Genomic DNA, 23,043 nt, shown 5'->3' with positions numbered 1-23,043 from the left:
GGTGTTTCCTGCCAGTATACTGGGTTACCACCATGCATGAAAATGATGAACCGGCCCAATACCGTGACCCACTTCCAGAGTATCGGCTTTTGCCAGCGCCGCCGAGAGCCAGGTTTTCGCTTCGCACACCGTATCGGCCCAGCCTTCATGCCGCGGGCGCAGTGCCGCCAGCGCGGCGGAGAGCGTGCAGCCCGTGCCGTGGGTGTTTTTGGTCTGCACGCGCGGCGCGGTAAAACGTACTTCGCCGTCGCGGGTAAAGAGCCAGTCCGGGCTTTCAGCATCATCCAGATGACCGCCCTTCATCAGAACCGCCCCGCAGCCCATCGCCAGCAGCGCGTTTCCCTGCGCTTTCATCTCGCGTTCAGTTTGCGCATGCGATGTGCCCAGCAGCGCGGCGGCTTCCGGCAGATTGGGCGTGATCAGCGCCACCTGCGGCAACAGCTTATTGCGCAGTGTCTCGACGGCGGAGGCGGAGAGCAGCGGGTCGCCGCTTTTTGCCAGCATGACGGTATCCAGCACCACGTTTTGCACCTGATAGCGTTTAAGCCGCTCGGCCACCGCCTCCACAATATCCGTCTCGGCCAGCATGCCGATCTTGGTGGTATCGATGCGCACATCGCTGAACACTGAATCCAGCTGCGCGGCAACAAAATCCGGCTCGATACGATAGACCGACTGCACGCCGCGCGTGTTTTGCGCCACCAGCGCGGTAATGACCGAGCAGCCGTACGCGCCAAGGGCCGAGAAGGTTTTGAGATCGGCCTGGATACCCGCGCCGCCGCTGGGATCGGTGCCGGCAATGGTCAGGGCGTTAATCCGCTTCATGCCTGCTCCTCCAGCGTATAGAGCGCATCCAAAAACGCGCTGGCAAAACTGCCAGGCCCACGTGACTGCGCAACGGCCACCGTTCCGGCCCGCTTCATCCATCCGCAGGCGGCAGCGACGTTATCCATCCGGTCGCCCGGCAGCGAGCAGCTCGCCGCCACAACGGCAGAAAGCGCGCATCCCGTTCCCACTACGCGCGTCATCAACGGATCGCCGCCCGTTACCGTGCGGGTGCGTTGCCCGTCAGTGATGTAATCCACCTCACCGGTGACGACCACAACGGCATTGGTCTGGCGCGCCAGCGCCTGTGCAGCGGGCACCGCGCTGGCTGCGGTATCGGTTGTATCGACGCCGCGCCCGCCCGCGCTCATTCCGGCAAGGGCCAGAATCTCGGAGGCATTGCCGCGAATGGCGGCCGGTTTCAGGGCAAGGATTTGATGGCAAAAGCGGGTGCGGAACGTCAGGGCACCCGCGGCAACCGGGTCCAGCGTCCAGGGCTTGCCTGCCGCCACCGCGCTTTCTATTGCCCGACGCATCGACTGGGCACGCGGTGAGGTCAGCGTGCCAACGTTAATCAGCAGCGCATCGGCGATGCCGGCAAACTGTTCAGCCTCTTCGGCCTCAATCACCATCGCGGGTGATGCGCCAAGCGCCAGCAAAACGTTGGCCGTAAAGGTCTGTACGACATCGTTAGTCATACAGTGGGTCAGCGGAGAACGGGTTCGGAAGTGGTGTAAAACGTTTAAATCGAGCTGGTCAGGCTGCATGGGTTCGCTCCTGCCTTGCGTGAAGAAGCGATGACCGGGAAGGCATCTGACTTCCCTACGCTGGCATTATCCAGATCAGGTAATACGGGTATTTCTCAGCCTTCACAAAGAAGGGCACCCCGAGTCAAAATACTTTTAAAACAGTGAGTTATAAAACTCATTAACGTTATGTAGTGTAACCGCGCCCCCAGGCCAGGCGCAAGGAGTTTCGATTTATCACACCGTTTGTCACAGCGGAAATCTCCAGGCGCTCTTTCCCGTCATTTGCCAACATTTATTACGCTTTAGTTAATTCTGGTTCAGTAATTGTTAATGCGTTATTGAAAAACTTTATTACGTACTTTTGCTGAGACTATTATTTTTATTTTTTATTACGTGCTCATTCCGCTTTTATAAGATAGATAAACTTCTTTCGCATGAAAGAATAAGACAGTATTAATTTATTTGATTCTATTAAACATTTGTACTTTGATCAATAGCTTAACGCTTCCCTTGATTTATCGCATAATCCATAAGTTAATGTATACATTAAATAAACCTCCTCGATACCGCACCCTGCCCTTTCATTTATTCATATCATTTATGATTTAGATCAAAATCATCAATTTGGGTTTAATCGATAGTTTATTCACGCCACTAAAAAAGGTCCGGGCATTGAATATTCTGTTTTGACATACGGAAATACAGATATCCACATGGCACTAAAGCCAAAACTGTTCTGATTAATTTTGTTTTTTAATACGTTAATGATGTGAGTCCTTCGAATGAAAATTTTCAATAAATCTGTTATTTCTGTTTTTATATTTGGGGTGGTCGCCGGTAGCGCCATGAATATTACCAACGCTGCTGCTGCCGTTTGGGATGACGCATCAATCACAGATATTGTGAATGACCATCAAGACCAAATTACGCAAAACAGGGTCGATAGCATTGCTCGCGATCTCTCAACTGAAAATCGCTTAACGCAGGTGGATAGCGACCTTCAATCCACTAAATTAGGTGTTTTGGTTATTGAGCAAGCCACAAATGACGCTTACCAAAAAGCCTTGCTTGCTGGCGCGCTTGCAGATACCGCCAATCAAAAAAGCGATGCGGCTTTACAGGGCGTCATGACGAACGGCACAGAAATTATCAATATGGAAAACGTTAACAAAGTGCAAGATAACCGTCTTGATAGCCTGGAAAGTGCTCCTAAACCCACTAACGGCGTAGATGGTAAAGATGGCGTGACGACCACCGTGACGCACATGCAGGTAGACGCAGCAACACAAACTAAAGTGGCTAATAATACCCAGGCAGTTACCGCCACCGCACAGGATCTGCTGGCAACGAAACAGACGTTACAGGCAATGAATAATAATACCAACCAGCAATTTAAATCACTGCACGATGAAGTAGATAATAATAAGAAGCAAGCTAATGCCGGCATTTCAGGTGCCATGGCGATGGCAGGATTACCGCAGGTACAAACGAATCAGCATGTTATGTTCTCTGCTGGCGGAGCCACATACAATAGTGAAAGCGCCCTTGCCGTTGGGGCATCCGTTAACTTTAGTTCACATGTGATCGCGAAAGTGAGCTTCTCTGATGATACCGCCAATAATATGGGAGCGTCAGTTGGCGTCGGAATGGGCTTTTAACGAAATACAACTTAAGCATTATTAACTTACGCCATTACGTTAATAACCTGCTTGCCTCCGGCAAGAATAGCGATGACAGAAAAAACATGCTCAGACATATCATTATTTCAGCGACCCTGTATCTGATGCTCATTGGCGTCGGTATTTGGATCGGCATGATGTACGTCTCCTATTATCTGTGCGTTTTATAAGGTGGAGAAAAGTTTAGCCATGAAAACTCAATTAATATGGATTGCACTGATGTTAACGGTAGCGACAACACCGGCTCATGCGATTAACGCGCACTATCGTGCTCAATTAGAGCGTTCAGGATGTACTGAGATGAACGCGAATGACGGCTCTTGTGATATCCACAAAACAAAAGCCCAAAATGCGGCGCAGCACACAACTGCTGCGGGCCACGACCCTTTGCGTGAAGCCACTTTTACATCGGATGCGGTTAACGCCACGATTTCAAATGGCTTTTTTAACGCCACCATTAACGGCCAAAAGGCCACCGTGAAACGTCTGAATGCTCATTTCTATGAGATTCACGGTAATGGTTTTGTTATATCGCTAAGCCTTGATGAGAACGGCATTACGGCGGCGTCCTGGAATAAGACGACGGGGCGTAACCACGGCATTTTGCAGGTGTCGCAGAAATAAAGCGAACAAGGAGGCAGTCTGCCTCCTTTTCGGTCAGCGAATGGCACGATTTGTCACACTCTTTTTTATGAATTTACAGTCAGGGCAGAACACACGTAACAGTCTGTTTTTCTTTACCATAAAGTGCAATTTTCTTTCTTAAAAAGGGGATATCCCCTCCCCTGAGTGCCATGTCACAAAACAGTAAACAAATTAACCATTGAGCCCCGTGGCAAAAGGCTCTATATTGGCGGCGTTTTTTTCAGGCCCCCATCTGTTTTTTAACTTTTTATTCAATCGTGGCTCATAACGAAGCGGCGGTTGTAGGAGTGATATGATGACGGATAAAGTCCGTATTGACACCGTAGATGCCCACAAAAGCAACGAAACCTATCTGGCCCGTCAGGCCGAGTTTGAATCTAACGTCAGGAGTTATCCGCGCAAACTGCCTTTAGCCATTACTAAAGCAGAAGGCGTGTGGATCACCGATGCAGATAATAAAGAATACCTTGACTGTTTAGCAGGCGCGGGGACCCTTGCGCTTGGCCATAACCATCCTGATGTGCTGAAAAGCATCCAAAATGTCATTACCAGCGGCTTGCCGTTACATACCCTGGATCTGACTACGCCTCTGAAAGACGCGTTTTCTGAATACCTGCTCTCTCTGCTGCCTGGTCAGGGCAAAGAGTACTGCCTGCAGTTCACCGGTCCATCCGGTGCTGACGCCGTTGAAGCGGCGCTGAAGCTGGCGAAAAAAGTGACCGGTCGTAGCGGTATCATCAGCTTCTCTGGTGGTTACCACGGTATGACCCACGGCGCGCTGTCCGTGACCGGCAACCTGTCTCCGAAAGAAGCGGTTGACGGTATGATGCCAGAAGTGCAGTTCATGCCTTACCCGCACGAGTACCGTTGCCCGCTGGGTATCGGTGGTGAAGCGGGCGTGAAAGCGCTGACGTACTACTTCGATAACCTGATCAACGACGTTGAAAGCGGCGTGCGTAAACCTGCTGCGGTGATTCTGGAAGCCGTTCAGGGCGAAGGCGGCGTGAACCCGGCTCCGGCTGAGTGGCTGCAGCGCATCCGTAAAGTGACTCAGGAACACGGCATTCTGCTGATCCTCGACGAAGTTCAGGCTGGCTTTGCCCGTACCGGTAAATTCTTCGCCTTCGAACACGCAGGCATTGAGCCAGACATTATCGTGATGTCTAAAGCCGTAGGTGGCGGTCTGCCGCTGGCCGTGCTCGGTATCAAAAAGCAGTTCGACGCATGGGCGCCAGGCCACCACACCGGTACCTTCCGCGGTAACCAGCTGGCGATGGCAACCGGTCTGACGACGCTGAAAATCCTGAAAGATCAGAACATCGCGGGCAAAGTTGCCGCTCAGGGCGAATGGCTGAAAGGCCAGCTGAAAGAGATGGCGAAACGCTATCCTGTTATCGGCCACGTGCGCGGTCTGGGCATGATGATCGGTATTGAGATCGTTAAGCCACACGAAGCCGCTGACCACATGGGCTGCTTCCCGGGCGACGGCGAGCTGTCTGCACTGATTCAGAAGAAGTGCTTCGAAGCCGGTCTGATTCTGGAGCGCGGTGGCCGTAACGGTATCGTTCTGCGTCTGCTGCCGTCTCTGCTGATCAGCGACGAAGAGCTGAAAATCTTCCTGGATAAATTTGAGCAGGCACTGCTTGCTGCGGGCGTTCGCCCGGCGTAACCGGAGTTATTGATTACGATGTCTGATTCAAACCCAATTTTGTTCTCCTCTGCGCAGAGCATTGAAGCTTACCAGCAGGCGATCGAACAAAGCACTCAGGCTGTGATGCAGTGGCTGAAACAGCCTGAGATGTACCAGGGCAAAACGGTCGCAGAGCTGCGCGACCGTATTAAGCTGGATTTCAACCCGAAAGGGCTGGGCAACGAAGCGGCGATTGAACGCGCCGTGGAGTTCTTCCTGAAAGACAGCTTGTCCGTTCATCACCCGCAGTGTGTGGCGCACCTGCACTGCCCAAGCCTGGTCGTAAGCCAGGCGGCGGAAGTACTGATCAACGCCACTAACCAGAGTATGGACTCCTGGGATCAAAGCCCGTCCGCAACCATTATCGAGATCAAGCTGATCGAGTGGCTGCGTACCCGCGTGGGTTATCAGGCCGGCGACGCAGGTGTCTTCACCAGCGGCGGCACCCAGAGCAACCTGATGGGCCTGATGCTGGCTCGCGATGCGTTCTTCGCGCGTCAGGGTCACTCCGTTCAGCAGGACGGCCTGGTCGGCGATTTGCGCAAAATTCGCGTACTGTGCTCTGAAAACGCACACTTCTCCGTGCAGAAAAACATGGCGCTGATGGGTCTCGGCTACCAGTCCGTCGTGCAGGTGAAAACGGACGAATTCTCCCGCATGGATCTGACCGATCTGGCGGTGAAAATCGAACAGTGCAACGCGAACGGCGAGCAGATTCTGGCGATCGTCGCAACGGCAGGTACCACCGATGCCGGTGCTATCGACCCGCTGCGTGCGATTGCAGAGCTGGCCGCGAAGCAGAACATCTGGGTACACGTTGATGCGGCCTGGGGCGGCGCGCTGCTGATGTCTGAGCAGTATCGTCACTACCTGGACGGCATCGAGCTGGTGGATTCCGTCACCCTGGACTTCCACAAGCAGTTCTTCCAGACCATCAGCTGCGGCGCGTTCCTGCTGAAAGAAGCGCGTCACTATGAGCTGATGCGCTATCAGGCGGCCTACCTGAACTCCGAGTTCGACGAAGAAGCCGGCGTGCCTAACCTGGTGTCCAAATCTCTGCAGACCACCCGTCGTTTTGACGCGCTGAAGCTGTGGATGAGCCTGGAAGCGCTGGGTCAGGAGCAATACGCGGCGATCATCGACCACGGCGTGACCCTGGCGCAGCAGGTTGCAGCCTACGTGAAAGAGCAGCCTGCTCTGGAACTGGTTATGCAGCCACAGCTGGCAAGCGTTCTGTTCCGCTTCCGCGGAAAGGTGCAGATGGATGACGCGGGCATCGCCCTGCTGAACCAGAAAATTGGTGATGCGCTGCTGGAATCCGGCCGTGCGAACGTTGGTGTGACCGAGCACAACGGCGTCACCTGCCTGAAGCTGACGCTGCTGAACCCAACCGTGACGCTGGAAGATATTAAAATCCTGCTGTCTCTGGTTGAGCGCACCGCGCAGGAAGTTCTGGCTAAGTAATACAACACCCCTCTTCCGCCGGGAGAGGGGTTATTTTTATACGCCTGCCCACCACATCCTTAATTTTAATCCCCAGTAACTCGTCCAGCCCGTCGTGGTGCTGACCACATTACCCTTCGACACAATGACCAGCGTCGGCGTTACGCTCACCTGCCACTGCTGCGACAACGCACCGTTTTCATCGTTGATCACCGGCATTTTCAGCTGTTTCTTTTCAACCCAGCGCGCAAGCTTTGCGTTATCGCCGGAACGCATGGCAATGCTTACGACGTTGCCCCCCTCTTTCGCCAGTTTATTGGCCGAAGGCGTCGTGTAACGGCATATACTGCACCAGGTGGCCCAGACGTAAATCAGCAGCGGGCGTTCCTGGCTCAGCGCCGCGATATCGTGAATATTGCCGTCGATGCTCTGCATCGGTGTTGCACTAAAACTGGCGGGGAGTGTCGGTTTTCGGTACCGATCAACACCCCACACTACGGCCAGCGTCAGCAGAACGAATATGATCCCTTCCCGCACCCAGCGGCGCAGTCGACTGATTTTGCGGTTATCCATTGTGACCTCATGTTTTAACGAAGGTCATCTTAACGGGCAATACGCCATCACGCTGTAAAGAAATGTCGCGTCAGGTTTATTCCTGGGTATAACCGTAGTCGTAATGGCTATATCCCGAGTTGTAATAGAGCGCAGCCGATTTCACGATATCATTGAGGATCGCGCCATTCACCTGCACACCCATCTGCTGCAGACGTTTCAGGCAGTTCTCGATCTCCTTGACGCTGGTTTTACCAAAGCGGGCGACCAGAAGCGTGGTAGCCGCTGCTCTGGCTATCAGCAAGGCATCCGTTACGGCAAGCACGGGTGGGGTGTCGACAATCACGATGTCATACAGTTTGTCTATCTGCGACATTACGGCCTGGAAGCGTTCACTCATGAGCAGCTCAACGGGATGTGAAGGTTGGGGTCCGCAGGTCAATACATCAAAACCGCCTTTTTCAACGCGTTGAACCGCCTCCTGCCACTCAGCGGCTCCACCGAGTACGCAGGATAATCCCCGATGATTGTGCAGTTGGAAAACATTGTGGACATATCCCTTGCGCATATCAGCGTCAATAAACAGCACTCGCTGTCCGGCCTGAGCGGCAATCGACGCCAGTGAAGTACTGACCAGCGTCTTTCCGCAGTCCTGCGTGGGGCCAGACACCACGACGATCCGGTTTGTAGCATCCATCATGGTAAAATGCAGACTGGTGCGCAGCCCGCGCACTGCCTCGACAAACATATCTGCCGGGCGGTCAACGGGCAAAAAAGGAACATTCGACGTCCTGTGCTTCCATCGGGAAGCAAACAGGGTTTTCCTGCGCAGGTGCGTTTTTTTCCAGAGCCACACCGAGCGCGGAAGCGTCGCCAGAAGCGGTATCCCCTGCACTTCCAGTTGTTCAGACGAGGTAATGCCCCGATTAAAGGCTGAGCGCATTAAAACCATGCCGGCAGAGAGCATCAACCCGATCAGCATGCCCAGTACGATAATGAGTGCTTTGTGCGGTTTGATCGGATCTGGCTTCGTAACGGCCGGGTCAATGATCCGCACGTTCCCGATAGCGCTGGAGCGCGAGATACTCAGCTCTTGCTGACGCGTCAGCAGCTGCAGATATATGGTACGCCCGGATTCAACGTCACGACTCAGGCGTAAGATTTCCTGCTGCGTGGAAGGCATGGATGAGACGCGATTGTTCAGGCGCGCACGCTCCCGCTCAAGCGTTTGTTTCTTCTCCCGCAAGGCACGGTAGGTGGGATGGTCTTTTTTGAAAAGCTGGGAAACTTCTGCTTCGCGAAACGTCAGCTCGTTAAGCTGGTTTTCCACGTTAACCACCTGATCAAGCACTGACTTAGCCTCCAGAGATAAGTCGACAGAATCGCGTTGCTCTCTGTAGGCATTCAGTCTCGCTTCGGCTTCATCCAGCTCCCGGCTGATCTTAGGTAATTGCTCCTGTAAGAACGTGAGGCTGCGGGAATCTTTCGCTTCCTGGCGCGCAATATTCTGGCTGAGAAAATTTTCAGTAATGGTATTAAGTACCGTGGCGATCCTGGCGGGGTCTTCACCCATTAACGTTAATGAGATCATACCGCTTTGTTTCGCCGACTCAACAACCGTAAGCCTGTTCTGAATGGCGTTGATGGCGTCAAGCCTTGAGACGGTTTCGAGGGTAAATTGGGTGCCTGGTTCTGCGCTGAGGGATGTCACCAGAAGCGATAATCCATTTTTAAGCAGCGTTTTCCCCACGATGCCGTCTGCTTGAAGCGTTTTTCCCTCAAGATGATACCGCCCTTTTTCCTGTACGGTGAGTAAAAGCGTTTGTGGCTTACCTTCCAGAATGGGAATAGTCAGCGCGCCAATCGTTATTTCAGCGGATTTACGTCCCTGCACGTATTCTAACAAAGGCCCGATGACGGGAAACACGCGCCGCCTGACGTAGTACGTCAACCCTAATTGATCGATGGTTTCTCCCAGGATCATCCGTGATTTAAGGAGTAAAAGTTCCGGCGCGACGTCAGGTGAGAGATCGGGCCCGAACGGAGTCAGGTTCTTGAGCAGTGAGTTATTCTGCTTCGCTTCAACCTGTATCAGGGCATCAGCCTGATAAACTGGCGTGGCGCTGAACGCATATATCCCCGCACATACCGTGAGCAGGAGCGTGGCACACGCGATCGTCACCCGGTGATCAAACATCTCAGCAAGCAACTGAAGAAGATCGATCTCATTATTCTGCGGTGTCGCAGCCTTATATTTCTCTGATTTAGAAGACGACATAACGGCATCATTCCTTATTGACTCAAACGACGAGCCCATTCCTGACTGGCTTTTCCCAATTGCTCGAAAACATATTCATAGGCTTCACGACTTTTGTTGTAAGGGTCGGGAATGTCCCTGATGTCCAGCCATTGTCCAAAGAGCAGCGATTTTCCCCGGTTCTCCGGGGCCATTGTGGCAATGAAACGGAGGTGTTCCGGCCCCATCACCAGGATCAAATCGGCTTGTTGCAACAGGTTACGCGTCACCTTGCGGGCAATATGCCCCTCCAGCGAAACGCCATGACGCCGGGCCACAGCCTGCGCAGCCGCATCCGCCGGATGCCCCTCAAGCCCCAAAATACCTGCCGAGTTCACCTGCTTGCCGGGTAATTGCTGTCGCAACAGCCGCTCACCAATCGGTGAACGGCAAATATTGCCGGTGCAGACCACTAAGATTGACTGGAACATTACTGCGGCCACGATCTGATGTAACGAACGGTTTCGGTCAGGTCATGGACGCCGCTGATGGTAGGCACCAGCTGGGAGATCACGCGATTCCAGCGTGATAACGGTGCCGTGGTGACGTAGACAATGTCATACGGTTCCAGCTGGAATTCCGTACCCAGCACCATGGCAGAGGCATCTTCCGCATTGAGTTGATAGATGTTGGCAATTTTTCCCGTGTCGCCTTTTTCCGTTACCTGCCTGATAACAAAAATGCCGGTTGCATCAGCCATATTTTGGTTAAGCCCCCCGGCATTGCCCAGGGCTTCGGCCAGCGTCATGCCGCTACGATCCATCTTAAGCGTGCTCTGTTTAACCACCTCGCCCATCACGAACACTTTCAGCGCGTCGTTTCGGGGAATAAACAGGATATCGCCCGAATAAAGCAGCTTATTTTGCATCAAATCGCCATGCTGCATCAGTGCATAGAGCGAAAGGCGGGAGTCCTTGCCATCATGCGTCAGCACGACGTTACGCCAGTCGGCATCCGCAGAAAGACCGCCAGCGGCGTTAACCGCATCCATCACCGTCAGCGGAATATTGGTTATGGGTTGCTGGCCTGATTTTTCGACCTCTCCGGTGACATAGGCTTTTTGGGAACGGAAGGCGGCAACGCTGACGTCCACCTGCGGGCTCTCAATGACTTTATCCAGTCGAGATGTAATCTCTTCACGTACCTGTGAAACCGTTTTTCCCGCCACCCGCAGCTTACCGACGTAGGGATAAAAGAGCGTACCATCGGCGTTGACCCAGTTGCCGGCATCGCTCGCACTACGATATTGTCCCGCGGGCGTCGTTAATTCAGGGTGATCCCAGACGGTGACCGTCAGGATGTCGCCTGTGCCAATACGGTATTCCCAGTTTTTGATCTGCTCATCCAGATTAGGATTTGCCTGAGATTTCGACACGGTCGGAAGTAGTTTTTCAATTAATCCCGGCGTCAGTGGAAAAATCTCCACGCGCTTATCAAGCTGATAATTGTTCTCTTCCACAGAAATGACTTTTTTCCCGGATACGCTTAAGTTCTGACCTGAGGAAAAAACACACCCTGCCAACTGACTAACAGTAAGAAATAAAAGAGAAAATGCAGTTATATTTTTCATTTATATAAATATTAGTTTTTTAACGTTATGTTTATTGTTAAACCTGCAAAGAGATTCGAGCTAACACCATGAAATTTAATTATTTATTTTCATCAGTATGAGTTTATGGCATAATTAACCGCAACCCATCAGCTCTCTAGTAAAAACAATGAGAATACTCAGTCTTCTAAAAAGTAAGTGAGTACGTTTCACCCGACGACGATATTAAATCTTGTTGAGTGAGAAAGCATTCGTATAGAAGTCCAATTTTGACTTAGAAAGTTATTTTCAGAATTAATGAATGAAATAATAAATATTAAAAATACATAACACAGAAAATATTCACCACAATGATAAACATCATCCAGTTTGACTACACAAAACCGTCCACTTTTGTTACATTTTTTTTCAAACATACCCTGCGTTGATACTTAAAATGGACTGTCTGCTCCGCTTTGCACGACCTGCAGACGAAAAGTATCTGTAACGATATCACTGGAGAAAAAATGGCTAAGCGTAAATTGCTGCTTCTGGGTGTATTACTGTCTCTGGCGGGATCCGCATTCGCTGCCCCGCAAACGGCCGCTGCGCCATCGGGCATCAAGGCCTATGAAGAACAAGAGTTCATCGCTGACTTTACGAAATTCAAGATTGGCGACACGGCGCCGGCGCAGTACCAAACGCCGGAGTACACCATCAAACAGTATCAGCTGCGTAACCTGCCGGCTCCGGATGCCGGAACCCACTGGACCTACATGGGTGAGAACTACGTACTGATCGGCGATGCTGATGGCAAGATCTACAAAGCCTACAATGGAGATATTTTCTATCACCGCTAACTCAATTCTGATTCGCCCCTGGCAGGAAAGCGACCGCCCTTTCCTGCGCACGCTCTACCTCCACGCCCGGCGTGAAGCCTGGCCATGGCTGGACAGCGCGGACTGGCAGCTTGAAGACTTTGACGCGGCAACCTGCGACGAAGTGATTTGGGTTGCTGTTCAGAACGGTCATCGCCTGGGTTTTGCCTCCGTCTGGACGAACGATAATTTCCTGCACAACCTGTTTGTCGATCCGCAGTATCAGAGCCTGGGCGTCGGGCATGAGTTGCTTGAACACGTACAGAAGACGTTTACCAGTACGGGTTCACTTAAGTGCCTGGTGAAGAATGCGCGGGCTATTGCGTTTTACCAGCGACACGGCTGGCACATAGAGGCGACGGGTAATTCTCCGGACGGAGAGTATTATTTGATGCACTATCGGTTGAGTTAAAGTCGGGTGGCGGCTTCGCCTTACCCGACCTACGTGATGGTGCCATTTGTAGGCCGGGTAAGCGAAGCGCCACCCGGCAATTAGGAGCTGAGGAATTACACCGCGCGGAACGCGATTTCCCCCGGGATGATTTCGCCCTGCCAGTAGAGCTGCGCCGCAACGCGTCCCGCCAGCTGGCGATACATTTCCGCAAATTCGCTGTCCGGACGGCTGACAACCGTGGGCTTTCCGCTGTCCAGATCTTCACGCAGGGTAATGTGCAGCGGCATCTGCCCCAGCAGCTGGGTGTGATACTTCGCGGCCAGTTTTTCTGCACCACCCGTACCGAAGATAGGTTCGTGGTGACCGCAGTTGCTGCAGATGTGCACGCTCATGTTCTCGACGATACCGAGCACCGGCACTTCCACCTTCTCGAACATCACGATGCCTTTTTTGGCGTCGATCAGCGCGATATCCTGCGGCGTAGTCACGACGACCGCCCCCGTGACCGGAATGTTCTGCGCCAGCGTCAGCTGAATGTCACCGGTGCCCGGCGGCATGTCCAGCACCAGATAATCCAGATCAGGCCACATCGTCTCCTGCAGCATCTGCAGCAGCGCCTTGCTGGCCATCGGGCCGCGCCAGACCATGGCGTTATCGTCAGTCACCAGGTAACCGATGGAGTTGGTCGCCAGACCGTGCGCCATAATTGGCGCCATGTGGGTCCCGTCCGGCGAGGTGGGGCGCTGGTTTTCCGCGCCCAGCATGTTCGGAATAGACGGACCGTAGATATCCGCATCCAGAATGCCGACCTTTGCCCCTTCCGCTGCCAGCGCGAGCGCCAGGTTAACGGCGGTAGAAGATTTCCCTACCCCGCCCTTGCCCGAGCTGACGGCAATGATATTTTTCACGCCGTTCACGCCAGGCTGGTTTTTCACGCGCTTCAGCGTGGCGATGCTGTGGCTCAGCTTCCAGTCGATCGCCTTCGCACCGGTAATACGCAGCAGCTCAGAGCTGGTCTGCTCTTTCAGCGCGTCAAAGGCGCTGGTCCAGACGAACGGCATCTGCAGCTCAATATGCAGGGTATCGTCCAGCCAGGCAACGTGGTGTAACGCTTTCAGCGTAGTGAGATTGTGCTTCAGGGTTGGATGCTGAAAGTTAGCCAGCGTCCCGGCGACCATTGCTCGTAAGGCTTCCGGTGATTTGGCCTGGGATTGAGAACTCATCCCGACTCCTTTGTTCTTGTGAATAAGACCTTAGATGAACAAGTTTACCTGAAAGGCCGTGGTTTGTGCTTACTTAATAATGCCCCTTTTGGTAATATCGAAAACCCTTTTCACAGTTAAAAGAAGTAATGCCTACTATGACTCAAGTCGCGAAGAAAATTCTGGTAACGTGCGCACTGCCGTACGCCAACGGCTCAATCCACCTCGGCCACATGCTGGAGCATATCCAGGCTGATGTCTGGGTCCGTTACCAGCGAATGCGCGGCCACGAGGTTAACTTCATCTGTGCGGACGATGCTCACGGCACGCCGATCATGCTGAAAGCGCAGCAGCTGGGGATCTCCCCGGAGCAGATGATTGCCGAAATGAGTCAGGAGCATCAGACTGATTTTGCTGGCTTTGACATCAGCTATGACAACTATCACTCCACGCACAGCGACGAAAACCGCGAGCTGTCGGAGCTGATCTACACCCGTCTGAAAGAGAACGGTTTTATCAAAAACCGCACCATCTCTCAGCTGTACGATCCGGAAAAAGGCATGTTCCTGCCGGACCGTTTCGTCAAAGGCACCTGCCCGAAATGTAAATCCCCGGACCAGTACGGCGATAACTGCGAAGTGTGCGGCGCGACCTACAGCCCGACCGAGCTTATCGAGCCGAAATCCGTGGTTTCCGGCGCAACGCCCGTCATGCGTGACTCCGAGCACTTCTTCTTCGACCTGCCGTCCTTCAGCGAAATGCTGCAGGCGTGGACCCGCAGCGGCGCGCTGCAGGAACAGGTGGCGAATAAAATGCAGGAGTGGTTCGAATCCGGCCTGCAGCAGTGGGATATCTCCCGCGATGCGCCGTACTTCGGCTTTGAAATCCCGAACGCGCCGGGCAAATACTTCTACGTCTGGCTAGACGCGCCAATCGGCTACATGGGCTCCTTCAAGAACCTGTGCGACAAGCGCGGCGACACCGTCAGCTTCGACGAATACTGGAAGAAAGATTCCACGGCCGAGCTGTATCACTTCATCGGTAAAGACATCGTTTACTTCCACAGCCTGTTCTGGCCGGCGATGCTGGAAGGCAGCAACTTCCGCAAGCCAACCAACCTGTTCGTTCACGGCTACGTGACGGTGAACGGCGCGAAGATGTCCAAGTCTCGCGGAACGTTCATTAAGGCCAGCACCTGGCTGAACCACTTCGACGCGGACAGCCTGCGCTACTACTACACCGCGAAGCTCTCTTCCCGCATCGACGATATCGACCTGAACCTGGAAGATTTCGTGCAGCGCGTGAACGCGGACATCGTCAACAAGGTGGTGAACCTGGCCTCCCGTAACGCGGGCTTTATCGCCAAGCGTTTTGACGGCGTGATGGCGGCTGAACTGGCTGACCCTGCCCTGTACAAAACCTTTACCGACGCGGCAGCCACCATTGGCGAAGCCTGGGAAACCCGTGAGTTCGGTAAAGCCGTGCGCGAAATCATGGCGCTGGCCGACCTGGCAAACCGCTATGTGGACGAACAGGCACCGTGGGTTGTCGCCAAACAGGAAGGTCGCGATGCCGATCTGCAGGCCATCTGCTCCATGGGCATCAACCTGTTCCGCGTGCTGATGACGTACCTGAAGCCGGTTCTGCCGCAGCTGGCATCCCGCGCTGAAGCGTTCCTGAACACCGAACTGACCTGGGATGCCATGGCGCAGCCGCTGCTCGGCCACAAGGTGAACACCTTCAAAGCGCTGTACAACCGCATCGAGATGAAGCAGGTTGAAGCCCTGGTTGAAGCGTCTAAAGAAGAGGTTAAAGCGGCTGCGGCACCGGTGACCGGCCCGCTGGCAGACGATCCGATTCAGGAGACCATTACCTTTGACGATTTCGCCAAAGTCGACCTGCGCGTGGCGCTGATCGAAAACGCGGAATTCGTGGAAGGTTCTGACAAGCTGCTGCGCCTGACGCTGGATCTGGGCGGCGAGAAGCGTAACGTCTTCTCCGGCATCCGTTCAGCCTACCCGGACCCGCAGGTGCTGATCGGTCGTCAGACCGTAATGGTGGCGAACCTGGCGCCGCGCAAAATGCGCTTCGGCATCTCTGAAGGGATGGTGATGGCCGCAGGCCCTGGCGGGAAAGATATCTTCCTGTTAAGCCCTGATGAAGGCGCGAAGCCTGGCCAGCAGGTGAAATAACAAAAAAGCCGGAGATAATCTCCGGCTTTTTTTTGCCCGGCGGCGCTACGCTTGCACGGGCTTACGGGTTTTGTAGGCCGGGTAAGGCGAAGCTGCCACCCGGCTAAATCACGCTTTCGGGTGATGCACCCGGTGGGTCAGCCCGCGCAGGAAATTACGTAGGAACTGGTCGCCGCACTCGCGGTAGTTTTTGTGGTCCGGCGCGCGCATCATGGCGGTCACTTCCGGCACGGATACGCGGTATTTTTGCTCGGTCATGATCGCCACAATATCGTCCGTTTTCAGCGAGAACGCGATGCGCAGTTTTTTCAGTACCGTGTTGTTGTTCACGCGACGCTCCAGCGCCAGCTCCGGCGCGGCCGGATCTTTGCCACGCTTATCGTAAATCAGGCCATTCAGGAAACCCGACAGAATGATGTCAGGGCAGCGAACGAAGCCCTCTTCGTCTTCTTTGGTCATCCAGGTATCGAAACCGGCAGACGTGGATTCCATGTCCGACAGCGCAAGAATGCGCACCATGTCGTTGTTGTTTGCTTTCAGGGTGTAGCGCAGGCTACGAAGAATGTCGTTACTTAGCATAGAGCCTTCGAATGTCGATGATGCAATGGCGCGCAGTGTACCAGTTTTACAGGCCAATCGCCTCTTTCAAACTCTTGAGATAGCGACGGCTGACGGGTACCGTTTGCCCGGCACGCAGCACCAGCTCGGCCTGGCCGTTATCTTCCAGGCGGATCTCCTTCAGGTGCGCCATGTTCACCAGATACTGGCGGTGGCAGCGGATCAGCGGCGTGCGGCTCTCCAGCGTGCGCAGGGTCAGCTCGGTAAACCCTTCGTTCCCTTCCGCGCTGGTGACAAACACCCCGCTCAGGCGGCTGCTGACAAACGCCACATCATCCATCTGCAGAAGATAAATCCGGCTGTGCCCGGTGCAGGGGATAAACTTCAGCGGCTGCTGGTTTTCCGGCAGCAGCGTGACGTCCTGTACGGTTCGCTCCTGGCGTAAACGGGTGAGCGTTTTTTCCAGACGCTTCTCTTCAATCGGCTTGAGCAAATAGTCAAACGCGTGCTCCTCAAAGGCCTTAACGGCATATTCGTCGAACGCCGTCAGAAACACGATATAGGGGCGATGCGCCGGGTCGAGCATGCCGACCATCTCCAGCCCGCTGATGCGGGGCATCTGAATATCGAGGAACAGCACGTCCGGGCGCAGCTTGTGCACCGCGCCGATGGCCTCAATGGCGTTCGCGCACTCCCCCACAATCTCAATATCGGGCTGCTCCTGCAGCAGAACGCGCAGATTTTCTCGTGCCAGCGGCTCGTCATCCACAATCAGCACTCTTAACATGCGTTTTCCTCCAGCGGCAGTCGTACGGTAATACGGGTAAATCGGTCTGGCTCACAGGCGACGGTAATGCCGCAGTCGTCGCCAAAATGGGCGCGCAGGCGTTTATCCACCAGGCTCATCCCTAAACCGCCCGAGGCGGAAGGCTGGTAAAGCCCGGCATTATCTTCAATATCCAGCACCAGATGGTGGTTGAAACGGCTGGCGGCAATGGTGATCTCCCCCGTTCCCAGAAGCTGAGACGTGCCGTGTTTAATGGCGTTTTCGACAATAGGCTGCAGGGTAAAGGCCGGGAGATGCTGATACGCCAGCTCGTCCGGAACGGAGAGCGACACCTGCAGGCGCGACTGGAAACGCGCCTGCTCGATCTGGAGATACGCATTCACGTGCTCAATCTCATCGGCGAGGGTCACGATCTCAGACGGCCGTTTCAGGTTCTTACGGAAAAAGGTCGACAGAAACTGCACCAGCTGCGCGGCCTGATCGCTGTCGCGGCGGATCACCGCTTTGAGCGTGTTGAGGGCATTAAACAGGAAATGCGGGTTGACCTGGGCATGCAGCAGCTTAATTTCAGACTGCGTCAGCAGGGCTTTCTGCCGTTCATACTGCCCGGCGAGGATTTGCGCGGACAGCAGCTGGGCTATCCCCTCCCCCAGCGTGCGGTTGATGGAGCTGAACAGACGGTTTTTGGCCTCATACAGCTTGATGGTCCCCATCACCCGCTGATTTTCCCCGCGCAGCGGAATCACCAGCGTGGAGCCCAACTTGCACTGCGGATGCAGCGAACAGCGGTAAGGCACTTCGTTACCGTCGGCATACACCACCTCACCGGTTTCAATGGCGCGCAGCGTATAGTCTGAGGAGATCGGTTTACCCGGCAGATGGTGATCGTCCCCGGTGCCGGTAAAGGCCAGCAGCCGCTCGCGGTCGGTTATGGCCACCGCGCCGATATCCAGCTCCTTGTAGAGCACCTGCGCGACCTTCATGCTGTTCTCTTCGTTAAACCCCTGGCGCAGGATCCCTTCGGTCGAGGCGGCAACCTTCAGCGCCGTGGCGGAAAACGCCGAGGTGTACTTCTCAAACATGGCGCGCTTGTCGAGCAGAATGCGCATAAACAGCGCCGCACCCACGGTGTTGGTGACCATCATCGGAGCGGCAATGCTGCTGACCAGGTGCAGCGCATCTTCAAACGGACGGGCAATGAGCAGAATGATCGCCATCTGCGCCACTTCGGCCACAAAGGTAATGGCACCGGCGGTAAGCGGGCTAAAGACTTTATCCGGGCGGCCGCGTTTAATCATGTAGCTGTGCACCAGCCCGCCGAGCAGCCCTTCCACGATCGTTGAGATCATACAGCTCAGCGCCGTCATCCCGCCCATGGAATAGCGATGCAGCCCCCCGGTTAAGCCGACAAGCCCACCGACGACGGGACCGCCCAGCAGCCCGCCCATCACCGCGCCGATAGCGCGCGTGTTGGCAATAGAGTCTTCGATATGGAGGCCAAAATAGGTCCCCATAATGCAGAAAATAGAGAAGGTAACGTAGCAGAGCAGCTTATGCGGCAGACGTACGGTAACCTGCATCAGCGGGATAAACAGGCGCGTTTTGCTCATCAGCCAGGCAATGACAAGAAACACGCACATCTGCTGAAGCAACAGCAGCACCAGATTAAACTCGTACATACTCAAAACCGCACACGCTAAAAACGCGTAACATACACTGATGCGGGTTTACTTTCTTTGAAGCATCCCAAAAAAGCGCAAAATCGTGTCCGTTATCACACCTTTTTCTGAATATCGCGCATGCTTCGCATTGTTTGTTCAAAAATCAATCAATCCTTCCTGGTTCGCCAAAGTGGGTCTACAGTTAAGCTGGGAACGCGTAAGCCAGGGGGCGAATATGGCGCTTTACACGATAGGTGAAGTGGCACTCCTTTGTGATATCAATCCCGTTACCCTACGGGCGTGGCAGCGACGGTATGGATTGCTTAAACCGCAGAGGACCGACGGTGGGCATCGCCTTTTCAATGAGGCCGATATCGACCGCATCCGCGAAATTAAAAGCTGGATCGACAACGGAGTGCAGGTCGGCAAAGTGAAGTCCCTGCTGAGCCATGATGACCCGGACACGCAACACCTCTGGCGCGAACAACAGGAAACCCTGCTGCGGCTTCTGCAGGCGGGGAATCTTCAGCGCCTGCGCGCATGGATAAAAGAGCAGGGCCGCGACTATCCGGCACAGACGCTGATCTCCCATCTTTTCATTCCGCTCCGTCGACGTCTGCAATGCCAGCAGTCCACCCTGCAGGCGCTGCTCAGCATGCTCGACGGGGTGCTGATCAACTATATTGCCGTCTGCCTTGCCTCAGCGAAGAACAAAGCCGGAAAAGATGCGCTGGTGGTCGGCTGGAACGTGCACGATACCACCCGCCTGTGGCTGGAAGCGTGGATTGCGACCCAGAAGGGCTGGCGCGTGGATGTCCTGGCGCACTCGCTGGCGCAGCTTAAGCCCGAGTTTTTCGACGGTCAGACCCTGCTGGTCTGGTGTGGAGAAGTGCCGTCCGCCACGCAGCAACAGCTGCTGACGGAATGGCGAGAGAATGGTTACCCGGTTTATTCCCTTGGCCCGGATGAGCCATAACGGCATTTAATGGTTCATTAACAGCTGCGCTTCACCGTATAATTGTTCCGTTAACAACAGGAGCACATGATGAAGGCAACCAAACTGGCCATTATTACCCTTTTTGTCCTGATGGCCGTGAGCGGTATCGGCGGCGTGATGCTGGCAGGATACTCGTTTATTGTTCGCGGCGGTGTCGGCTGAGGTACAGCGCCAGCCGCTCAAAAAGGCGATCGACGACGATTGCCGCCAGCGCGACCAGCACCGCCCCCTGCACGATATAAGCCGTATTAAACCCGCTCAGGCCGATAATAATCGGCGTTCCCAGCGTATTGGCACCGACCGTTGACGCAATGGTCGCCGTCCCGATGTTAATAATCACCGACGTGCGGATCCCGGCAATGATAACCGGCGCCGCAAGCGGCAGTTCAACCTTGCGCAGCCGCTGGCCGCGACTCATCCCCATCCCTTCTGCCACGCTCAGCACCGACGCCGGTACCGCCGCGAGGCCCGCCAGCGTGCCCTGCAGCACCGGCAATACGCCGTATAAAATCAGCGCAATAATGGCGGGTTGCTGACCAAAACCCATCACCGGCACCGCTATCGCCAGCACCGCCACCGGGGGAAACGTCTGGCCAATCGCCGCTATCGTCTCCACCAGCGGACGAAATTCTTTGCCCGCAGGTCGCGTGACCGCGATGCCTGCCCCAACCCCCAACACAACCGCGATGGCGCTTGAGAGCGCCACCAGCCAGAGATGCGCCAGAGCGAGATTAATAAAGCTCTCCTGCTGATAAACCGGCCGCGGCAGCCCCGGGAAAAGAGCGTTAAACAGCGCCGCGCTGTGGGGCATCAGAAACAGTAAGGCGACAAAGAGCGCTACCAGCCAGAGGAGCGGATCACGCAGTGCCTTCACGCGTCACCTCCCCGGCCAGCAGATCGCGAAAATGTAAGGTTCCGCACGGCGTACCGCGGGAGTCCGAGACGGGCAATACCTCGCACTGGCGCGCGACAAACGCCGAGAGGGCATCCCGCAGGCTCATCTGCGCCTGTAGAGGTTCGCCGCTCACCGGTACCTCCTCCCGACGCATATAGTCGCTGACCGTCCGCAGGGAGAGCAGCCTCACGCCCAGCTCGCTGCGGCCAAAAAACTCGCGCACAAAGTCGTTCTTAGGCCATGTTAATAGCTCAAGCGGCGAGCCCTGCTGCACCACTTCGCCATGATCCATCAGCACCAGATGGTCGGCCAGGCGCAGAGCTTCATCAATATCGTGCGTCACGAGAACGATCGTGCGTCCGAGAATGCGGTGAATGCGGGTCATCTCCGCCTGCAGCGCCCCGCGCGTGACCGGATCCAGCGCGCCGAAGGGTTCATCCATCAGCAGTACCTGCGGGTTAGCCGCCAGCGCGCGCGCCACGCCCACGCGCTGCTGCTGGCCTCCGGAAAGCTGGTGCGGATAGCGATCGCGCAGCGCGGGCTCCAGCCCCAGGAGCGACATGAGTTCATCCACCCGGTCGGCGATTTTCACCCGCGACCATTTCTCCAGCTGCAGCACGGTGGCGATGTTCTGCGCCACCGTCCAGTGCGGAAACAGGCCGATAGACTGAATGGCATAGCCCATCCGGCGGCGCAGCTCCAGCACCGGCAGACTGCGGATCTCTTCCCCGGCAAAGCGGATCAGCCCGCTGTCGTGCTCAACCAGGCGGTTGATCATCTTCAGGGTGGTGGATTTTCCCGAGCCCGAGGTGCCAATCAGCACGGAAAACGCTCCCTCGGCAAAGTTCAGATTCAGGTGGCTCGCCGCCGGGCGACCGGCAAAGGTTTTACTGACATCATGAAATTCAATCATTGGCTCTTCTCCTGAGCAGCGCGAGCCATAAGGCAAACAGCGCGTCGACGACAACCGCCAGCGCAATCGTGGGCACCACGCCCAGTAACACCAGATCGAGGGCACTGCTGAGCAGCCCCTGAAACACCAGCGCGCCAAAGCCGCCCGCACCAATCAGCGCCGCTATCACCGCCATGCCGACGGTTTGTACCGCCACCACCCGCAGGCTGCGCAGCAGCAGGGGCAGCGCCAGCGGCAGCTGAATTTTCCAGAAACACTGCCGCGCGCTCATCCCCATCGCATGGGCGCTTTCAAGCACATCCGGCGCGACCTGACCCAGCCCCGCGACCACGCCGCGCACCAGCGGCAGCAGCGCATACAGCACCAGCGCGATAAGCGCGGGCGTTAACCCCGTTCCGGCTATGCCGAGCGTACCCAGCACCGGAAATGACTTCACCAGCCCCGCCAGCGGGGCAATCAGCAGGCCAAACAGCGCGACGGAAGGTATGGTCTGGATCACGTTGAGCACGGCAAACACCCCACCCTGGCGTGAAGGATGGCGATAGCACCACATGCCGAGCGGTATCCCGACCAGCAGAGCCGGGATCAGCGTGCCAAAAAGGATCGTCAGGTGTTGCGCCAGGGCATCATCAAACACCTCCTGACGGTTGGCGTACTCTTTCAGCAGCGAGAGATTGTTCAGCTCACCGCTGAACAGCAGGAACAAGGGAATGCACCATATCTGCGCGTTGAGCACCCAGCGCCAGACGGCGCTGGAGATGAGTCGACGAATGGCGTCGCTGCTGGCCAGCAGACACAGCGCCAGCCACAGCCAGAGGCCGCTGCCCACCGTGGTTCTCGCCAGCGGACTTTCCGCTGACGCCATATGCGTCGCCGCCTGCCCGGCCCCCCAGAACAGGATGATAAACAGCCCTTCAGCGAGGAGCAGCGTCAGCCACTGCGCCGTGCGGCCTTGCCAGAGCGATAGCGTAACCCACGCGCCCAGCGCCGCCGCCAGCCACCACGGCGTGAAGGACCAGATGTCCCAGAGAGAGCGCCCCTCCCCTGACATCAGGCGGTTAGGGGCGACATTCACAAACGGCAGCGCGACTGCCGCGATGGCCACGCAGGCCAACAGCAGCAGTACGCGGTTATGACATTTTATTGGCACAGCCCTTTC

Annotated in this window: 22 protein-coding genes and 1 riboswitch; of the genes, 9 read left to right on the top strand and 13 right to left on the bottom strand. The window is 55.4% G+C overall.

Annotation, left to right across the window (positions count from 1 at the left end; genetic code table 11):
- Positions 1-24 precede the first annotated feature (24 nt).
- A complete protein-coding gene (gene thiD, locus UR289_RS17970) occupies positions 25-825 on the bottom strand; it encodes a bifunctional hydroxymethylpyrimidine kinase/phosphomethylpyrimidine kinase (RefSeq protein WP_112778151.1) in 801 nt (266 codons plus the stop codon).
- Positions 822-1,592 carry a hydroxyethylthiazole kinase gene (thiM, locus tag UR289_RS17965; RefSeq protein WP_194304620.1) on the bottom strand — a complete coding sequence of 257 codons (771 nt, stop codon included), beginning with the start codon at positions 1,590-1,592 and terminating at the stop codon, positions 822-824. Before thiM ends, thiD begins: the two co-directional genes overlap by 4 nt.
- Before the next feature lie 35 nt (positions 1,593-1,627).
- A riboswitch (TPP riboswitch) is annotated at positions 1,628-1,724 on the bottom strand.
- A 632-nt stretch (positions 1,725-2,356) separates the two neighbouring features.
- Between thiM and UR289_RS17960 the strand changes: the two genes are divergently transcribed.
- From UR289_RS17960 to UR289_RS17945, 4 genes are all read left to right on the top strand, one after another.
- Complete coding sequence (locus tag UR289_RS17960) at positions 2,357-3,232, top strand: YadA C-terminal domain-containing protein (protein ID WP_228467094.1); 876 nt, start codon at positions 2,357-2,359, stop codon at positions 3,230-3,232.
- 210 nt (positions 3,233-3,442) lie between these two features.
- The gene (locus UR289_RS17955) at positions 3,443-3,877 is read left to right on the top strand and encodes a hypothetical protein (RefSeq protein ID WP_320711141.1); all 435 of its coding nucleotides are present in this window, start codon (positions 3,443-3,445) and stop codon (positions 3,875-3,877) included.
- 313 nt (positions 3,878-4,190) lie between these two features.
- Positions 4,191-5,567 carry a diaminobutyrate--2-oxoglutarate transaminase gene (locus UR289_RS17950; RefSeq protein ID WP_014884533.1) on the top strand — a complete coding sequence of 459 codons (1,377 nt, stop codon included), beginning with the start codon at positions 4,191-4,193 and terminating at the stop codon, positions 5,565-5,567.
- Between the two features lie 18 nt (positions 5,568-5,585).
- The gene (locus UR289_RS17945) at positions 5,586-7,052 is read left to right on the top strand and encodes a pyridoxal phosphate-dependent decarboxylase family protein (RefSeq protein WP_033146003.1); all 1,467 of its coding nucleotides are present in this window, start codon (positions 5,586-5,588) and stop codon (positions 7,050-7,052) included.
- A gap of 36 nt (positions 7,053-7,088) precedes the next feature.
- Here the strand turns inward: UR289_RS17945 and UR289_RS17940 are convergent, their stop codons facing one another.
- From UR289_RS17940 to UR289_RS17925, 4 genes are all read right to left on the bottom strand, one after another.
- Positions 7,089-7,604 carry a protein disulfide oxidoreductase gene (locus tag UR289_RS17940; RefSeq protein WP_320711139.1) on the bottom strand — a complete coding sequence of 172 codons (516 nt, stop codon included), beginning with the start codon at positions 7,602-7,604 and terminating at the stop codon, positions 7,089-7,091.
- A gap of 76 nt (positions 7,605-7,680) precedes the next feature.
- Positions 7,681-9,861 carry a polysaccharide biosynthesis tyrosine autokinase gene (locus tag UR289_RS17935; protein ID WP_320711138.1) on the bottom strand — a complete coding sequence of 727 codons (2,181 nt, stop codon included), beginning with the start codon at positions 9,859-9,861 and terminating at the stop codon, positions 7,681-7,683.
- 14 nt (positions 9,862-9,875) lie between these two features.
- On the bottom strand, positions 9,876-10,310 hold the full coding sequence (locus tag UR289_RS17930) for a protein-tyrosine-phosphatase (protein WP_033146006.1): 435 nt from the start codon (positions 10,308-10,310) through the stop codon (positions 9,876-9,878).
- Entirely contained in the window at positions 10,310-11,449 is a 1,140-nt protein-coding gene (locus UR289_RS17925) for a polysaccharide export protein (RefSeq protein ID WP_033146007.1), read from the bottom strand. The genes UR289_RS17930 and UR289_RS17925 overlap by 1 nt, the downstream gene beginning before the upstream one ends.
- 485 nt (positions 11,450-11,934) lie before the next feature.
- On the opposite strand from UR289_RS17925, the gene UR289_RS17920 reads away from it, so the two are divergent.
- On the top strand, positions 11,935-12,267 hold the full coding sequence (locus UR289_RS17920) for an RcnB family protein (RefSeq protein ID WP_023336316.1): 333 nt from the start codon (positions 11,935-11,937) through the stop codon (positions 12,265-12,267).
- Positions 12,242-12,697 carry a GNAT family N-acetyltransferase gene (locus UR289_RS17915; RefSeq protein WP_320711136.1) on the top strand — a complete coding sequence of 152 codons (456 nt, stop codon included), beginning with the start codon at positions 12,242-12,244 and terminating at the stop codon, positions 12,695-12,697. Before UR289_RS17920 ends, UR289_RS17915 begins: the two co-directional genes overlap by 26 nt.
- A 95-nt stretch (positions 12,698-12,792) precedes the next feature.
- On the opposite strand, the gene apbC is transcribed toward UR289_RS17915, so the two are convergent.
- On the bottom strand, positions 12,793-13,902 hold the full coding sequence (apbC, locus tag UR289_RS17910) for an iron-sulfur cluster carrier protein ApbC (protein WP_033146008.1): 1,110 nt from the start codon (positions 13,900-13,902) through the stop codon (positions 12,793-12,795).
- Between the two features lie 137 nt (positions 13,903-14,039).
- Here apbC and metG point away from each other — a divergent pair, with 137 nt between their 5' ends.
- A complete protein-coding gene (gene metG, locus UR289_RS17905) occupies positions 14,040-16,073 on the top strand; it encodes a methionine--tRNA ligase (protein ID WP_064672824.1) in 2,034 nt (677 codons plus the stop codon).
- A gap of 108 nt (positions 16,074-16,181) precedes the next feature.
- Here metG and UR289_RS17900 read toward each other — a convergent pair whose 3' ends face one another.
- The 3 genes from UR289_RS17900 to UR289_RS17890 are packed head-to-tail and all read right to left on the bottom strand — an operon-like array spanning position 16,182 to position 19,097.
- On the bottom strand, positions 16,182-16,652 hold the full coding sequence (locus UR289_RS17900; RefSeq protein WP_023312442.1) for a DUF1456 family protein: 471 nt from the start codon (positions 16,650-16,652) through the stop codon (positions 16,182-16,184).
- A 46-nt stretch (positions 16,653-16,698) separates the two neighbouring features.
- Positions 16,699-17,418 (bottom strand): two-component system response regulator BtsR, encoded by a 720-nt coding sequence (gene btsR, locus UR289_RS17895; protein ID WP_023312443.1) that lies wholly within the window; start codon positions 17,416-17,418, stop codon positions 16,699-16,701.
- Positions 17,412-19,097, bottom strand: a complete 1,686-nt coding sequence (locus UR289_RS17890) for a sensor histidine kinase (protein WP_320711133.1) — start codon at positions 19,095-19,097, stop codon at positions 17,412-17,414. Before UR289_RS17890 ends, btsR begins: the two co-directional genes overlap by 7 nt.
- Before the next feature lie 217 nt (positions 19,098-19,314).
- On the opposite strand from UR289_RS17890, the gene mlrA reads away from it, so the two are divergent.
- The gene (gene mlrA / locus UR289_RS17885) at positions 19,315-20,055 is read left to right on the top strand and encodes an HTH-type transcriptional regulator MlrA (RefSeq protein WP_033146010.1); all 741 of its coding nucleotides are present in this window, start codon (positions 19,315-19,317) and stop codon (positions 20,053-20,055) included.
- 69 nt (positions 20,056-20,124) lie between these two features.
- Entirely contained in the window at positions 20,125-20,238 is a 114-nt protein-coding gene (locus UR289_RS17880) for a protein YohO (protein ID WP_008500895.1), read from the top strand.
- Here the strand turns inward: UR289_RS17880 and UR289_RS17875 are convergent.
- The 3 genes from UR289_RS17875 to UR289_RS17865 are packed head-to-tail and all read right to left on the bottom strand — an operon-like array spanning position 20,213 to position 23,034.
- Entirely contained in the window at positions 20,213-20,950 is a 738-nt protein-coding gene (locus tag UR289_RS17875) for an ABC transporter permease (RefSeq protein ID WP_033146011.1), read from the bottom strand. The two genes, UR289_RS17880 and UR289_RS17875, sit on opposite strands and share 26 nt — an antisense overlap.
- Positions 20,934-21,884 carry an ABC transporter ATP-binding protein gene (locus UR289_RS17870; RefSeq protein WP_033146012.1) on the bottom strand — a complete coding sequence of 317 codons (951 nt, stop codon included), beginning with the start codon at positions 21,882-21,884 and terminating at the stop codon, positions 20,934-20,936. The genes UR289_RS17875 and UR289_RS17870 overlap by 17 nt, the downstream gene beginning before the upstream one ends.
- Positions 21,877-23,034: an ABC transporter permease gene (locus UR289_RS17865; RefSeq protein WP_320711130.1), complete on the bottom strand. Its 1,158-nt coding sequence runs from the start codon at positions 23,032-23,034 to the stop codon at positions 21,877-21,879. The genes UR289_RS17870 and UR289_RS17865 overlap by 8 nt, the downstream gene beginning before the upstream one ends.
- Between the last annotated feature and the right edge of the window lie 9 nt (positions 23,035-23,043).

The sequence above is a fragment of the Enterobacter sp. 302C9 genome (genome assembly GCF_034106085.1).
Classification (GTDB): Bacteria; Pseudomonadota; Gammaproteobacteria; order Enterobacterales; family Enterobacteriaceae; genus Enterobacter; species Enterobacter asburiae_B.
Note: the sequence above shows the minus strand (reverse complement) of the source record. Positions and strands in the feature narration are given on the sequence as shown.

Coding starts and splice junctions, on each gene's coding strand:
- UR289_RS17955 (WP_320711141.1), top strand. CDS start 3,443: ATGAAAACTCAATTAATATGGATTGCACTGATGTTAACGGTAGCGACA.
- UR289_RS17880 (WP_008500895.1), top strand. CDS start 20,125: ATGAAGGCAACCAAACTGGCCATTATTACCCTTTTTGTCCTGATGGCC.
- mlrA (WP_033146010.1), top strand. CDS start 19,315: ATGGCGCTTTACACGATAGGTGAAGTGGCACTCCTTTGTGATATCAAT.
- UR289_RS17920 (WP_023336316.1), top strand. CDS start 11,935: ATGGCTAAGCGTAAATTGCTGCTTCTGGGTGTATTACTGTCTCTGGCG.
- btsR (WP_023312443.1), bottom strand. CDS start 17,418: ATGTTAAGAGTGCTGATTGTGGATGACGAGCCGCTGGCACGAGAAAAT.
- UR289_RS17935 (WP_320711138.1), bottom strand. CDS start 9,861: ATGTCGTCTTCTAAATCAGAGAAATATAAGGCTGCGACACCGCAGAAT.
- UR289_RS17900 (WP_023312442.1), bottom strand. CDS start 16,652: ATGCTAAGTAACGACATTCTTCGTAGCCTGCGCTACACCCTGAAAGCA.
- UR289_RS17930 (WP_033146006.1), bottom strand. CDS start 10,310: ATGTTCCAGTCAATCTTAGTGGTCTGCACCGGCAATATTTGCCGTTCA.
- metG (WP_064672824.1), top strand. CDS start 14,040: ATGACTCAAGTCGCGAAGAAAATTCTGGTAACGTGCGCACTGCCGTAC.
- apbC (WP_033146008.1), bottom strand. CDS start 13,902: ATGAGTTCTCAATCCCAGGCCAAATCACCGGAAGCCTTACGAGCAATG.
- UR289_RS17940 (WP_320711139.1), bottom strand. CDS start 7,604: ATGGATAACCGCAAAATCAGTCGACTGCGCCGCTGGGTGCGGGAAGGG.
- UR289_RS17915 (WP_320711136.1), top strand. CDS start 12,242: ATGGAGATATTTTCTATCACCGCTAACTCAATTCTGATTCGCCCCTGG.
- UR289_RS17960 (WP_228467094.1), top strand. CDS start 2,357: ATGAAAATTTTCAATAAATCTGTTATTTCTGTTTTTATATTTGGGGTG.
- thiM (WP_194304620.1), bottom strand. CDS start 1,592: ATGCAGCCTGACCAGCTCGATTTAAACGTTTTACACCACTTCCGAACC.
- UR289_RS17945 (WP_033146003.1), top strand. CDS start 5,586: ATGTCTGATTCAAACCCAATTTTGTTCTCCTCTGCGCAGAGCATTGAA.
- UR289_RS17870 (WP_033146012.1), bottom strand. CDS start 21,884: ATGATTGAATTTCATGATGTCAGTAAAACCTTTGCCGGTCGCCCGGCG.
- UR289_RS17890 (WP_320711133.1), bottom strand. CDS start 19,097: ATGTACGAGTTTAATCTGGTGCTGCTGTTGCTTCAGCAGATGTGCGTG.
- UR289_RS17925 (WP_033146007.1), bottom strand. CDS start 11,449: ATGAAAAATATAACTGCATTTTCTCTTTTATTTCTTACTGTTAGTCAG.
- UR289_RS17950 (WP_014884533.1), top strand. CDS start 4,191: ATGATGACGGATAAAGTCCGTATTGACACCGTAGATGCCCACAAAAGC.
- thiD (WP_112778151.1), bottom strand. CDS start 825: ATGAAGCGGATTAACGCCCTGACCATTGCCGGCACCGATCCCAGCGGC.